Here is a 15,330-nt window from a genome sequence, read left to right as displayed (position 1 = left end):
TCATTCGTTGACATTCGTATAGTTTGAAAGCAGATCATGGGGAGGATGTGAAATTTATGATAAGAAGCAAACCGTTTTTTTTAATAGTTCTCATCATGACTATGATATTTCCTGTAAACCTGCTCGGGATCAAGACTGTTATTGCAGAAATCTTACCGTATAAGACATTTATCGTTGATGATGGAAGCCTGACGATCGATAGTGTCGTCACCGCAGATGTTTATAACACCAATACCGGCTTCTCGGCTCCAAATTGGTCCACAAGTACGGGGGTGAAGGGGTATAATAATTCCAGTTCCAAATATACGGATGCTGTGAACAGAAGCATGACCTGGAATCCGCGATTAGAATCAGGTATGGCGAGAATATCGTTTAATAAGCTTAATTGGGCGGATAAAGCAGACAGTAATGTAAAAATTGAAATTATTCACAACGGGATTACGGATGTCATATTTATGGATCTGAGGCCTTCGTCAGGCCCGGCTGTCGGATGGGTCGATTTGGGTGAGTATGAATTCAACGGTAAAGATACCGAATTTGTCAGACTTACCCGAATTCAACCTACGACCGGCACTATCATTACACGGGCTGATGCTGTCAAATTCGAAGGGAACATCAAGCAGCAGGCTCCACCGTTGCCTCCTCTACGCAGCCGCACTTTGACGAACCTCAGTTATACGGAAAAAGGCAGCATAGAAAACGCAAGCTATAAGGCGACCTTCTATGAAGCAGCCTGGGAGGATGGCAAATCGATCGTTCGTGATTTGTTCTACAAGGACGAGGGATCAGGGAACTGGGTCCCAGTCAATAATGTGCCTGAGAGACTTGAGGAACAATGGGTTTTATTGGATGGGAATGCGGGGAGTCAAGCCAATTACTATGATACGATGAACAAGCGCTGGATTACATTCGACAGTATCGATTTTCCAAATAGCCATACTGCGGTATTAACCGACTCTTTGCATGGAAGCGATTACGATTTGCAAGTGAACTGGTCCATGTCAGCGAACAAACCTGAAGTTTCCTTCGCTTTTACCCCTCGCCGGGATGGGAATTATGTAATCGGATATCAATCTTTCACAGCGGAGTTAATCTCTGACGTAAATGAAGTGTTAAACGGTTTCAGGTCGCATGCAAAAATGATAGGTTCCGTGGAATCAACAGGATTAAGGGAGCTGACTGCTCCAATGAGTCTGGTTGAAAAGAATAAGGGCACGGAGAATGCTGTTTCATACGGGGTATTTGTACCGTCCGCAGAGCTTCCGCTCGAATTTGAACCTACAGGAGGCGTTACCAATCAACGGCTTGGTATGAGTCTTGTCAACAATGAAGGCAGCGTTCAGCCGATCCTGTATGCTCCTCAGGTAGGGAATTATTCGAGAATGACTGCAGAAAGCAAATATCAGTTCCATATCGGGTTGATCGCACAAAAAAGTAGTTTATATGAGGCCTACGAGGATATTATACGCAGCGAATATGGTTATTCCGCATACCGAAAAAATGTTGCCAGTCAGTCGCTTACCGATGCGATGTTCAATATGATTGATTTGATCAAGATGCAGCCGCAGGGCGACGATTCAGTTGATTATGTTCCGTCACCCAGCGGCTGGTGGAGCCGGGCCAAGGGCTTCATTGATATTGAGAACGAGGATAGCGTTCGAACAACGTCGAATGCCGTGCTTCTGGGGGCGTACTATTTGACCGGAGACGACCAGCTTTACGATACGCGGGCGCTGCCTTCCATCCAGTACGGAGTATCCCGAAATGGTATCGGTTGGTCGCCGACGCAGAAGCCAGTATACGGCGTGCCGTCATTATGGAAAATGGCGACCTTGCCGTTCGATGTTTCCACCATAGCTGCTGTTTATCAAATGATGGGCGGGTCAGCAAGCATTCAAGAGCTGGGGCTGGAGGAGTACCGTTTCCGCAATCCCGACCAGAAAGACAGGGGTCCTGTCATTCAACCCCTGATGATGTATCGTATGACTGGTGATGCGCAGTATTTACAGGCTGCCAAAACTGCAGCAGATAACTATATCGCTCAAAATATCGATACCCCTGAGTCCGTAAATGTGAGTAAAAATGAGTTTATCTATTATTATAGCAAGCTGTGGATGGAGATTTTGGAGCTTTACGAGGAAACGAAAGATCCCAAATACTTGAACTCCGCGTACAAGGAAGCCAAACAGTACGCTACCATGTTCGTTACACGTCCGGTCCCTGGAGGTACCGTTACGATCCCTCAACCGAATACGTATAATTACGCGGAGTCGTTCCATTGGCCGGAAAGTGGCAAGTATGATTATCCCAGAGATAAGCTCCCGGAGGATGTGGCCGGAGGCGTACAAGTGGACAGTTGGCTTGTTTCACAGAGCGGGCTGACTTTTGAGGCGGGAAGTACTTCGGGATTTTATCGGATGAATGCGCAGGAGGCTCCGTTCATGCTGAGGTTGTCGCTGTATACAGGCGATAAGCTGCTGCAGGATATCGCTCATAATGCGGTAATCGGACGCTATTCCAGCTATCCGGGCTACTACTACAAGGGTTTCGCCGTTAGTCAACTCGAACCGGATTTTCCTCTGGAGGGTCCAAGCGGGGCTACATCGATTTATTATCACCATATGCCGGCGCAGCTCGGGCAAACGATGGATTATCTGATCAGCGAGCAATCGCTGAAATCGAATGGGAAGATTGCATTTCCTTCCGTATTCGAGACTAATTTTTTGTGGTTCAAATATCACCTCTACGGTCATAAACCAGGCACCTTTTATGGCAATTCCAACGTTTGGCTCTGGATGCCCAAGGGGATCATTCAGACCAACCATCCTCAATTAAACTGGATAACGGGGGAGAGCGGAAATAAGTTCTACATCGGATTGAGTAATGAATCCAACGCTGAAGTACAGACTCCAATCCAATTGAATCCGCAAATCATCGGGTTCAATCCGGCACAAGATTATGCAGTAACCATCATCCGCGATAATGGCACACCAGAGCAAGGGGTTATGCGAAATGGAATTATTAATGCTACGGTTTCAAGCAGAGGAATAACCGCGATTATTGTGGAGGGGCTCGATATTAATGTGCCGCTGCACCAGACCAGAACTGCCGATACATCGAGTGCAAGCTATTTCTTCGATATCCACAGTCCGATAGACGCAGTTAAAGGCATGCTAATCGTCAAGCCCGACGAAACGTCCTATGACGCTTACGTGCAGGCAAAAACGACCAAACCAGCGACGCTCCATTACTCGTTGAATGGAGGGGCCACATACACTACCGTTCCAGATACGATATATCCGATGGAATGGTCGATTAGGGTAAACGACATGTCCCAAACGTTCACCTATTATGTAGAGTCAGAGGACAAGCACACCCGTACGCGGACGTTATACCTGCCTGATCAGGTAACGGTAACTCCGTCTCAACCGGAGTGGCAGCAGGGATCATCTATCATTGTGGATAATGCTGAGGCAGAGACAGAAGGTGTCTGGATACGTGATTCAACGGCTAATACCTATTATTACGATAACTATGCTTATGCGAAATCGACTGCCGGAACAGCGACCAGCAGGATGGTCTGGCGACCGGAGCTGCCGGAAACCGTAACTTATAGCGTGTATTCCAAGCTTCCTCAAATAACAGCGACGAACGAAAATTGGTCAACGAATGCCTCATTTAAGGTTTATTACAGTGGAGGTTCTGAGACGGTTACGGTTGATGAGACAACGGGCAACGGGTCATGGGTGTTTCTGGGAGCCTATCCTTTTGCCTCAGGCCATAGCGGGTATGTCGAACTAACCAACAAGGCCAACAACTCACAGGTAGTTGCCGATGCTGTCATGTGGGTGAACAATAATAAGATGCCGCCATTGGAGTCGGTAGCCATTATGTCGAATCGGAGCGAACTGCAGATGACTCGAACCGCTCAGCTGACCGTAACCGGCTATCTGTACAACGGCTTGATTGGTAATCTGGGAAATGCCAACATGCACTATTACGTCGACAGGAACGATCTGGCTGAAGTGGACAGTAATGGTGTGCTGACCCTCCAACACCTCGATGGTGAAACGGATCACATCACGGTTTGGGCCACCGTAACGATTGACGGAGTGACCTTAACGACAACGCCATTAACCATATCCATCAGGGACCTGACGGTTATTGTCGACAGTACGAATACGGCTGGATTATACGCCACGGAAGGGTCTTGGAGCCAAAGCAATTTAGCCGGATACAAAATTGGTGTTAAGTCCCGTTACTCTACGGTCCAAGGATCATCGGCGACATGGAAGGCACAGTTTCCAGAGGGGAGGTACACCGTCTCCATTTATAAGCTCGTCCACACTACGGCAAATGATAATCATGTTAAAGTGGAAGTGAAGCATCAGTCGGTTACTGAAGCCACGTATATCGATGCGACAGTTGGCTCGTCGGGTTGGGTCAATCTCGGAACATTCGACTTTACTGGAGACGGCAGCGAGTATGTTCGTTTAACCAGGGAGACCCCGACAACGGTAGATCCGCCAACCCTTCCTGCCAATATGATCTATACGAGGGCTGACGCAGTCAAGTTCGAAAGGCATTCCGTCAGTCCGTAATTATAACCCAATTTATAAGCTGCAAAATAAATCAGCCCTCCGGATCATTACTTGGATCCAGAGGGCTTTGTCATTTACAAGGTTTTGGATATGTTTATAGAACTCACTACAGCAAACGGCTCGTAGCTGCGCCTATTTTTCCATAGGCAATGACTTCCATCTGGGTGAATGCATATGTTACAAAAGACTACTAAATGCGGTGCCCAACAAGAAGCATTACCAAAACGGGAGGAAGTGCAGGATGAAGAAGCCAACTAGCCGTGGTTTGAGTAAGAGTAGACTGCTGCCAAAAAAGAACGGGGCTTATATTAATGAATTGAAATGGTTGGATGATGTTCAGGATTCGGATCGAATTAAGAAGATTCATCCAGCAGATAATATCGATGCTACGATCAGTCATACTGAACTTGCCCAGCCAGAGGCTCAACAAACCACTGAGGAACCTCTTATAAAAGTGGGGAAATCAAGGACTGACAGTGTACCCTTATTGTTAACGCGTAAGGCTGCTGACGGAGCAGGCAGCGGAGGCGTTATTTACACGGACGATTTGGCTGAGGAATCGGTTACTGCTGAGAAGATTGCGCGGAATGCGATTGAAGGTAGTAAGGTTAAGCGCGGCGCAATTGGAAACGAACAGCTGGCCGACTATGCAGTGACTGCGGCAAAGCTTGGGGATCGCAGTGTGACTCAGCAAAAGCTGGGACTTCGATCAATTACAGAGGAGCATATTGCGTCTTTTGCAATCACGGGTGACAAGATTCAGGAAAGAGCGATTGGAGGCGAAAAGCTGCAGGATAACAGCATCACCTCTGAGAAGCTGGCAGACAAAACGATTGATGCCATGAAAATTGCCGAATATTCGATTCAAACCAAGCATTTGGCTGAGGAAGCGATTACTGGCGAGTTGATTCAAAACCAGTCGATCACGTCTGAGAAAATCAAAAGCGGTACGATTCAGGCGACGAATCTGGCCAATTACATCATCAATTCGGCAAAGCTGGCAGACTTGTCGGTCACAACAGAGAAGCTGCGTGACCACTCCATAACGGCGAGTAAAATCGCAGATGGGGAAATTACGGCGGTGAAGCTGGGCAAGCAATCCGTGACGGAGGAAAAGCTGGCAGCCTGGAGCGTTAATTCAGATCATTTACAGTCAAAATCTATTTTGCATGAGCATCTGGCAAGCGGCATCGTGCACAGTGATTCTATTGGGCCCAAGCAGGTTATCGCAGAGCATATCCTTGGCGGTGCCGTGACGGGTGAGCACTTGCGAGATCATACGGTAACCTCCGAGAAGCTGGCGAAGCAATCGGTGGGTGGTATACATCTACAGGATTTGGTGATAGAAAAAAGGCATCTTCAGCCTAAAAGTGTGGAAGCCCAACATTTGACGGATGGGGCGGTAACCGCAGGCAAGCTTGCTCCGCAAAGCGTAGGCGCGGAGCAGCTAGGTGCGGCATCGGTAGGCTCGGATAAGCTAAAGGAGCAAGCTGTCACTTCGGCGAAGCTGGGTAGGAAGGCTGTTACCAGTGAGCATCTATCCGGCAATGCGGTAAGCAGCGGACACATTACTGAGAAAGCGATTCAGGCTCTCCATATCGGGCTGCTTGCCGTGGGTAAAGAGCATTTGCAAGATCAGTCCGTTGTGACTTCGAAGCTGCAGGATCGAGCTGTAACTTCGGAAAAGCTGGCAACAGGATCGATCCAGCATCAGCATATTCAAGAGGGTGCTGTATTATCCGGGCAGTTGGCTAATCACAGCATCACCACCTCGAAGCTATCCAGTGAATCGGTATCGACGGATAAGCTGACTAACTTATCGGTTACGACGGCAAAGCTGGCGCAATCGAGTGTGACGTCAGATAAACTTGGCCGAGAATCGGTAATTGGCGAGCATATTTCTACTGGAGCCATTCAGTCTAACCATTTATCGAAGGCTTCTGTGAAAGCCATTCATTTGGCAACAGAAGCGATAACCCGTGAGAAAATGGCTGATAAAAGCGTGACCTCGGAAAAGCTGGCTGATGGTGCTGTGACCACTGCACATTTGAGCGCAGCCTCGGTGAAGGCGGCTCAGCTCGCTGATGGTGTTGTGCATACTGCACATTTGAGCGCAGGTGCTGTGAAAAGTGACCAGCTGGCCGAGGGCGTAGTGGTAAGTCGCCATTTGGGAGCGGGTGCGGTTAGTGGGCGAGAGCTGTCATGGGGTGCAGTAAGTGGAGTTCATATAGCCGCGAATGCAATTAATACGACTCAGCTGCATGGGCAGTCGGTGACCGGGGCCAAGCTGGCACGTGGTGCGGTGGAGGCAGAGCATTTGGCTGACGGTGCGGTGGGCAGCGAGCAGTTGGCATTGGGTGCCGTAACGAGCATTCAGCTGGCTGATGGCGCGGTTGGCAGTCGTGAGCTGGCGCTTGGTATTGTTACAAGTAAGCATCTTGGCGAAGAAGCAGTAGGTACAGCTCAGCTGCAAGAACAAGCGGTAACAGGAACAAAGCTGGCGCCATTCTCTGTGGAAGCTGTGCATCTCACTGCAGGTGCAGTAAGTAGTGAGCAGCTGGCGGACGGTGCAGTAACGGGTCGTCATCTGACGGAAGGCACGGTTGGCGGGCGCGAGCTGGCACTGGGGTCCATTAGAGGCGATCATCTGGAGCTGCATGTGATTGGCACGGCGCATTTGCAGGATCAGGCGGTAACAGGAGTGAACCTGGCACCAGGTACAGTAGAAGCCGCTCACTTGAGTGCCGAAGCGGTGGGAAGTGAGCAACTGGCTGATGGTGCAGTAACGAGCCGTCATCTGTCTGCAGGTGCTGTGAGCCGTCGTGAGCTGGCATGGGGTGCAGTGGGCAGTGCTCATATTGCTGAGGAAGCAATCGGCACGGCACAGCTGAACGATAAGGCTGTGACAGGAGCGAAGCTGGCGTTGGGTGCAGTGGAAGCCGCACATCTATGCGCGGAAGCAGTAGGAAGCGAGCAGTTGGCCGAAGGTGCGGTGGCGAGTCGCCATTTGGCTGCAGGAGCGGTAAGCGGTCGGGCACTTGCGTGGGGTGCGATTGGCGGTCCGCATATCGCAGAGGAAGCGATAGGAGCTGCTCAACTGCAGGAGCGTTCAGTGACGGGAGCGAAGCTGGCATGGGGCGCTGTAAGTACTGCACATTTGGCTGCTGGAGCTGTAGGTGAAGAGCAGTTGGCCGAAGGTGCAGTGACGAATCGTCATCTGGGAGCGGAAGCGGTGAGCAGTCGTGAGCTGGCGTGTGGCGTAGTCGAGGCGAAGCATGTAGCTGGCGAAGCAATCGGTACATCACAGCTGCAAGAGCAAGCTGTGACGGGAAGCAAATTGGCGATCGGGGCCGTGGATACGGCGCATCTGAGTGTCGGGAGCGTGGATAGCGAGAGGTTGGCTGAAGGTGCGGTGACGAGCCGTCATCTGGCACTGGAAGCGGTGAGCAGCGAGCACATTGCTGAAGAGGCGATAAGCACAGCACAGCTGCAGGAGCAAGCGGTAACGGGAACGAAGCTGGCATGGGGAGCCGTGGAGGCCGCACACCTGAGCAATGGAAGTGTGGGAAGTGAGCAGCTTGCTTTGGATGCAGTTGCCAGCTGTCATATTGAAGCCAGCGCGATTATCGGTAAACATATTGCTGAGGAGGCAATTGACACCGTACAGCTGGTTAATCAGGCGGTGACAGCTGCAAAGCTGGCGCCGAGCGCGGTGGACTCCGTGCATCTGAATACAGGTTCTGTAGGAAGTGACCAGTTGGCCAAAGGTGTGGTGACGAGTCGCCATATAGCGGATGGTGCAGTGGGAAGCGAGCAGTTGGGCAACGATTCGATCGATGGCTTGCATATTAAACAAGAGTCAATCTCAGGCTACCACTTGCTTCCTGGGAGCATAACTTCGATACATTTGGAAACCGGACTGGTTGAAAAGCTGTTGTTAGCTGCATCTTCGAGATTTCAAGCAACGGGCGTTCAGCCGGTGGATACAAAAGTTGCGGAAACGGAGGCTGTGGATACAACTGACGCGACAGCTGACGTGATGATTGCAAGTGGAGTGGAAGCAGAGTTTCCGGATACAACTGCAACCTCAGCTGAGATTTTGAATACAAATACGGCCGCCTCCACCAAAGTCGCCACAACAGTTCAACAATTCGGCATATGTTCCTTTCTGATGCGGGTGGAAGAAGAGTCCGTAGAAATCGGAATTCATTTTGATGAGCCATTTGCCGATGAACAGTACGCGTTAGTGGTCACAACGGATCAAACCAACAGCTATGGTGTTATTCAACAAAAAAACTGCGACAGTGCTGTCATCCAGATTGTTCGAAGCCGTTATTCGCCTCAGTTGGACGGAACTGTGAACTGGATTGCAATGGGTCGGACCCCATAAGCAATTTGTGTCTATAATCAGCAGCGCTTTTAGAGGTTGCTGATTTTTTTGGTCATTATCATGATTGAAATTATCATAATAAACCCCTATACTATCAACATAGATGATGGATGTGCAAGGAGAGGGAGAGGGATGAGCGAACAGGAACTATCCAAAGGTGAAGAACGGCGCAGTAGGATTATGAATGCTTTAAAAGCTCATGGTCGGTTGACCATTCAGGAAATAATTGAAAAATTCCATTGCTCGGAAGCGACTGCACGCCGGGATTTAGATGTTTTGGTGAAAAAAGAAGGGGTTATCCGTACGATCGGAGGTGCACAATGGGAAGGCTTTACAGGGCATCGTGAAGCGTCCTTTCAGGAAAAAAAGCAGCTGCTCTGGTTGGAAAAGGAATCCATAGCTACTACTGCGGCTGCTTTGATTGAAGAAGGCGACGTGATTGGATTGTCCGGTGGAACAACAACCTTTCTTATCGCCAAAGCGATTAAAAACAAAAGGAATATTACCGTTGTAACCAACGCTGTCAACATTGCTATGGAGCTTGCTGACAGTGAGGGTGTACAGGTGGTTCTAACGGGCGGTGTGATGCGTAAAAATAGCTTTGAGCTGTGCGGGCCGCTTGCAGAAAAGGTCATTGAAGATTTAAATATTGGTAAAATGTTTCTGGGCGCCGATGGGTTATCGTTGGAGCATGGGATTACAACTTACTCGGAGCTGGAAGCCCAGATTGGACGCTTGCTGTTGAAGCGCTCCAGAACGAAGATTGCCGTACTCGATCATTCGAAGGTCGGCAAAGCCTCGTTATTCGGAATTGTTCCGTTATCCTCGCTGGATATTTGTGTGACCGATGCTGTTCTGGATCCAGAGCTCGCGTCAGCTTTGGCGCAATCGAAGGTGACTGTCTATTTGGCTGATCAACATACATAGCCATAACTATGGGAAAGGTAGTGAATGATGGATTTTTTAATTGGAATCGATATTGGAGGCACGAATGTTGTATGCGGCTTGACCGATGCCTCCGGCAAATTGCTACACAAAATCAAACAACCTACAGAAGCACTGCGGGGCAGTGATTATGTATTTGACAAAATAAAATGTATGGTGGACGAGCTGTTGGCTCTTGGTGGTATTCAGCGTGAAGCGGTACGGGCTATCGGCGTCGGAACCCCGGGTTTCATTGACCCTGACAAAGGAATAACCCTGTTTGCCGGGAATTTACGATGGACCCAGGTTCCTACAGCGGAAGAGATTCGTAAACGTACAGGGATACCAACCTATATTGATAATGATGTCAGAATGTATGTGTACGGTGAGGCGGTTTGTGGAGCTGCCCAAGGCTATGAGCATGTGCTCGGGATCACGATTGGAACGGGACTTGCTGCGGCTGTTATTAATCAGGGTAAGCTTTATTATGGCGGCGGCTATATGGCAGGTGAGCTGGGACATATTATTATGCCGGAAATTCCTTATACTTGCGGCTGCGGAATGCGCGGCTGTCTGGAGACGGCGGTGTCTGCCACGGGTATTGCCCGTCAGGCACAAGAGCTGGTTCAGAGTGGCAGACCCAGCATACTTCGGGAATGGCTGGAGGCCGCACCTGACAAGAGCATCACAGCGGCTGATGTTTCCAAAGCCTATGATCAGCACGATTCGCTGGCTATCGAGGTGATGAACCATACGGGCATGCTGCTTGGTAAAGGTCTTGCTAATGCGGTAACACTGTACAGTCCCGATGTGATCGTGATTGGCGGTGGCGCCGCGCTGGCGGGTGAACGCTTGTTTGCGCCAATGCGGGAGCAGCTTCAGCAATCGGTGTACCATGGCTACTGGGAACGGCTGACGATTGTCACAGCTGCAATGATAGATGATGCCGGAATCGTCGGAAGTGCGATGGCTGCGGGCAACAGAGCCATTCAATAGTAGATACATGAAGACGGCAAGAACTCCAGACTCTAGAATGATCTGTAACTAACCTGCTGAAGCAAATTTTCATTATCGGTACTGGTATAATAAATATAGGCTATCCGTCAACAGTAGCGTACATAACTGTTCGGATAGCCTTATCTTTTTGTGCCGTACCTTAATGCTTACAGCTTCGTATCTGCGCGAACAATTCCTGCAAGAATGAGCTGCCAGACCAGCTCGAAATCATGCTGCTTGGTAACAGCATCCCCCTCATAAGCATGGGCGGGATGATGAAAGCGCACAGTAGCCATGAAGATGGCTCTTGCTGTCGCTCCGGGCTCTCCGCTTTTAAACACCTGCTCAATGACCCCTTGCTCGACAATCCGTGACAGCAGCGTGATCAAATAGTGTACGTGATTCTCGATTAATTCGGTTCCTTGTGAGGTGACTGCAGTATAGATGGAGAATAGCTCAGGATCATCAGCCGCCGATTGCTGCTTGCTACGAATTAAAGTTTCAAGCCAGATACGCAGACGCTCTGGGGAACTGCCGTCCTGCTGATTGGAGATAGCTTCAAGTGGAAGTGAGATCCGGTGCAGCCAACGCTCGGTTACGGCCTCCAACAGTGCCGCTTTACTTGCAAAATGACGATACAGTGTACCATGACTGACACGTAACACCTTGGCGACATCGACGACATTCGTTTTATCCCCATAACGTCGCAGCACTTGCTCGGCTGTATCCAAAATCGTTTCCTTGCTTAATGTAGATTCAGCGGCCATGACTTACACGAAGCCTCCGTTAACCCGGATCGTCTGGCCGGTCATCCAGCGGGTTTGCTCACTGGCCAGAAACAGAACAACATCGGATATATCCTTCGGTTCACCCAATCGTCCAAAAGAGTTCATTCTTACAATTGTCTGGATCTGCTCCTCTGTCTTGCCTACAGTAAATAGCTCCGTATTGATAGGTCCGGGAGCAACAGCATTGATGGTAATGCCCTTGGGACCGAATTCCTTGGCCAAATGTCTGGTGAATTGCTCAACGGCACCTTTGGTGCCTGCATATACGCTGTACGCTGGGAACATGGCACCTGCAACCGAAGTCGAGAAGTTGATGATCCTTCCGCCTTGCTTCATGTGTAGGGCAGCCTGCTGGCAAGCAAAGAAGGTGCCTTTGACATTAATGGCAAACTGTTTATCAAAATCGGCTTCAGTTACTTGTTCAATGGGTTTCGTGATCATGATCCCTGCATTATTGACCAGAATGTCGACCTGTCCATATAACTCCATAGCGCTGCGGAACAGGTGCTCCACTTCTGCTACCTGACTGATATCCGCTTGAATGGCGACTGCTTCACCTCCATTTTGTTGGATTGCCGCAATGACCTCATCGGCAGTTTCTTTATTGCTTGAATAATTAACGATAACCTTGGCCCCGCGCTCAGCAAAATCCTCCGCGATCTTACGCCCGATTCCTCTGGAAGCACCTGTGATAAGAACGACCTTGCCTGCTATTTTATTGCTCATGATACATCTCCTTCGATTCGTTATTGGGACTTGGAATACATGTAGTATATACGATGCACAAACAAAAATCAAATGACAGATTTAAGATTTTGTCATTATATTGTTTTAACTGATGTATTTCTTTTGTTTTTAGTGCTGTCCGGCTTCGTATGATCTCCATTTAAAGCGGCTGAGAATGCTTTTGGGGGACATGTTGCTTATTTTTTCTGCTTCCTCGGCAGGAGTCCATGTGTTTCTCTGCTTCAGGCATATCTTGTTAGAGGGTGACTTGCAGAATCGTTTCAAGAAAGGGGTAGATCCATGAAAGGGGTTATTTTGGCTGGGGGATCAGGTACGCGGCTAAGACCTATGACGAAAATTATTAATAAGCATTTGCTGCCTGTAGGGCCCTTCCCGATGATTCATTATGCGGTTTCCAAAATGGCTGCGGCGGGGATCAAGGATATTATGCTGGTTACTGGAAAACAGTCGGCAGGATTATTTATGGAATATATCGGCAGCGGCAGCGGCTGGGGAGTGCGTCTCACTTATAAGATTCAAGAAGAAGCCGGAGGTATTGCCCAGGCACTGGAATTGGCTGACGGGTTTATTCAACCGCAGGATAAGTTTGTAGTATTGCTTGGCGATAACTTGTTTGAGGATGGTTTGGAATCAGCGGTACGGATGTTTGCAGAGACGGAGCAGGGGAATGCCATGGTCTTTCTGAAGAAAGTTGCGGACCCTCGTCGGTATGGCGTTCCTGAGATGAGAGGAGATCGAATTGCAGCCATAGAGGAAAAACCGGCATATCCCAAATCGGATTATTGCGTGACGGGCATTTATATGTATGATTCTAATGTATTTGACAAGATTCAGGAGATTCAGGCATCGGAGCGCGGGGAACTGGAGATTACCGATGTGAACAACCGATATGCGGCACAAGGAATGCTAACCTATCGTCTGCTGGAAGGCTGGTGGACCGATGCGGGGACGCATCGATCACTGCTTGAGGCCAGTATACGGCTATCGGCAAGTGACGTTTTATGAGGCTATTGGTCACCGGTGGAATGGGGTTTATTGGTAGTCGATTTTTGCATTATTGGTTGGAAAAACATCCGCGGGATACCGGTGTCAATCTGGACCTGTTAACCTATGCCGGTAACAGCCACAATGTTGCAGATATTCGCGATTTGCCTGGTTATTCGGAAGTTCGCGGCAGCATTACGGATGCCCATCTTGTAGAGAGGGTTATGGCAGAGGAGAAGATCGACACGGTTGTTCATTTTGCCGCTGAATCTCACGTAGATCGAAGCATTCTGGATCCGCAGCGGTTTATCCTGACGAATGTGCTTGGTACCCAAACACTGCTCGAAGCCGCGAAAAAGCATGCGGTCAGCAAGTTTGTGCATATTTCCACGGATGAGGTGTACGGGACGCTTGGTGATCAGGGAAGCTTTAACGAACAGACGCCTCTTGCACCGAACAGTCCATATTCGGCCAGCAAAGCAGGCTCAGATCTGCTCGTCCGGGCTTATTATGAGACGTATGGACTGCCAGCGGTCATTACGCGCTGCTCGAACAACTATGGTCCTTACCAATTTCCCGAAAAGCTGATTCCGACGATTATTACGCGCGCTTTGCAGGATGAAGTCGTGCCGGTATATGGCGATGGACTGCAAATCCGCGATTGGTTGTTTGTGGATGATCATTGTGCAGCTATCGATCTTGTGATTCACGGTGGCCGCTCAGGAGAAGTCTACAACATCGGCGGCAGCAGCGAAAGAACCAATCTCGTTATGGTCAAGCGGATTCTGCAGGAGCTGGGAAAATCGGAGAAGCTGATCCAGTTCGTGCCCGATCGGCTTGGTCATGATCGGCGTTATGCGGTGGATACCTCAAAAATCCGCAATGAACTGGGCTGGAAGCCAACGCATACTCTGGATGAGGGACTGCTCCTCACTCTGGACTGGTATAGAAGCAATCAGTCTTGGTGGCAGGGTATTCTTGACGGAACCTATCAATCGGGTACATTCAATTCTAACAAGGAGGGTGAAGGGCCGTGAAAATCGTGATTACAGGAGCTGGCGGGCAGCTGGGCCATGATTTGATCCGCGCTTTGTCACCCGCCCATGAGCTTCTGCCGCTCTCCAGAGAACAGTTGGATGTTACGGATGAGCTGGCCGTCAAGCAGCAAATAACCGCGTGTTGTCCGGATGTCATCATTCATGCTGCTGCGTTTACCCAGGTAGATCTGGCTGAGACGATGCTGGATAAAGCTTATGCTATCAATTCAACAGGAACACGTAATGTCGCATTGGCTGCACATCATTGTGCTGCCAAGCTTGTTTATATCAGCACGGATTATGTATTCGATGGAACCAAGACAGGAAGCTATACAGAAATGGACCGGACCAATCCTTTGAGTGTGTATGGAAATTCCAAGCTCCATGGGGAAAAATTCGTGGAAATGATCAGCCAACGCTATTTTATAGTACGTACCTCTTGGCTGTACGGCAAACACGGAAGTAATTTTGTGACGAAGGTACTGTCGATGGCTGATCGGCAGTCCCGATTAACGATGGTTTATGACCAGACCGGTTCCCCAACCTATACGTTAGACTTGGCACGATTTGTTGGGGAATTGGTGGAAACAGAGAAGTACGGCTTGTATCATGTGTCCAATCAAGGGTGCTGCAGCCGTTACGAGTTTGCCGAGGCTATCCTGCAGACGGCGAATCGGACAGATATCAGTCTGGAAGCGGTAAGTGCCTCGACTTTTTCGCTGCCTGCGCTTCGGCCTGATAATTCCGCTTTCGACGATTTGGCGATCCGTCAAAACGGCTTCTCTCGCATGCGTGAGTGGAAGCTGGCGCTGCAGGATTGTATTCAAAATGATATTCAGTATGTGAGGTCAAATGAGGGGTGA

9 protein-coding genes are annotated in these 15,330 nt (G+C 49.4%); 7 read left to right on the top strand and 2 right to left on the bottom strand.

Annotation, left to right across the window (positions count from 1 at the left end; all coding sequences use genetic code 11):
- Positions 1 to 101: 101 nt before the first annotated feature.
- From BK127_RS16290 to BK127_RS16275, 4 genes are all read left to right on the top strand, one after another.
- Positions 102 to 4,601: a golvesin C-terminal-like domain-containing protein gene (locus BK127_RS16290; RefSeq protein WP_179097508.1), complete on the top strand. Its 4,500-nt coding sequence runs from the start codon at positions 102 to 104 to the stop codon at positions 4,599 to 4,601.
- Positions 4,602 to 4,842: 241 nt separating this feature from the next.
- Positions 4,843 to 8,991 (top strand): WIAG-tail domain, encoded by a 4,149-nt coding sequence (locus BK127_RS16285; RefSeq protein ID WP_076232012.1) that lies wholly within the window; start codon positions 4,843 to 4,845, stop codon positions 8,989 to 8,991.
- Between the two features lie 132 nt (positions 8,992 to 9,123).
- Positions 9,124 to 9,918, top strand: a complete 795-nt coding sequence (locus BK127_RS16280) for a DeoR/GlpR family DNA-binding transcription regulator (RefSeq protein WP_076232009.1) — start codon at positions 9,124 to 9,126, stop codon at positions 9,916 to 9,918.
- Between the two features lie 27 nt (positions 9,919 to 9,945).
- Positions 9,946 to 10,911: an ROK family protein gene (locus BK127_RS16275; protein WP_076232440.1), complete on the top strand. Its 966-nt coding sequence runs from the start codon at positions 9,946 to 9,948 to the stop codon at positions 10,909 to 10,911.
- A 167-nt stretch (positions 10,912 to 11,078) separates the two neighbouring features.
- Here the strand turns inward: BK127_RS16275 and BK127_RS16270 are convergent, their stop codons facing one another.
- Positions 11,079 to 11,678 (bottom strand): TetR/AcrR family transcriptional regulator, encoded by a 600-nt coding sequence (locus BK127_RS16270; protein ID WP_076232007.1) that lies wholly within the window; start codon positions 11,676 to 11,678, stop codon positions 11,079 to 11,081.
- A gap of 3 nt (positions 11,679 to 11,681) precedes the next feature.
- On the bottom strand, positions 11,682 to 12,425 hold the full coding sequence (locus BK127_RS16265; protein ID WP_076232005.1) for an SDR family oxidoreductase: 744 nt from the start codon (positions 12,423 to 12,425) through the stop codon (positions 11,682 to 11,684).
- 300 nt (positions 12,426 to 12,725) lie between these two features.
- Between BK127_RS16265 and BK127_RS16260 the strand changes: the two genes are divergently transcribed.
- From BK127_RS16260 to rfbD, 3 genes are read left to right on the top strand one after another with little or no spacing between them, the layout of a single operon-like run.
- Complete coding sequence (locus BK127_RS16260) at positions 12,726 to 13,451, top strand: sugar phosphate nucleotidyltransferase (RefSeq protein WP_076232002.1); 726 nt, start codon at positions 12,726 to 12,728, stop codon at positions 13,449 to 13,451.
- Positions 13,448 to 14,467 carry a dTDP-glucose 4,6-dehydratase gene (gene rfbB / locus BK127_RS16255; RefSeq protein WP_076232000.1) on the top strand — a complete coding sequence of 340 codons (1,020 nt, stop codon included), beginning with the start codon at positions 13,448 to 13,450 and terminating at the stop codon, positions 14,465 to 14,467. The genes BK127_RS16260 and rfbB overlap by 4 nt, the downstream gene beginning before the upstream one ends.
- Positions 14,464 to 15,330: a dTDP-4-dehydrorhamnose reductase gene (gene rfbD, locus BK127_RS16250; RefSeq protein ID WP_076231997.1), complete on the top strand. Its 867-nt coding sequence runs from the start codon at positions 14,464 to 14,466 to the stop codon at positions 15,328 to 15,330. The genes rfbB and rfbD overlap by 4 nt, the downstream gene beginning before the upstream one ends.

Source organism: Paenibacillus sp. FSL H7-0331, from assembly GCF_001956045.1.
The sequence above is the reverse complement of the archived record's forward strand: the minus strand, read 5'-3'. Positions and strand labels throughout refer to the sequence as shown.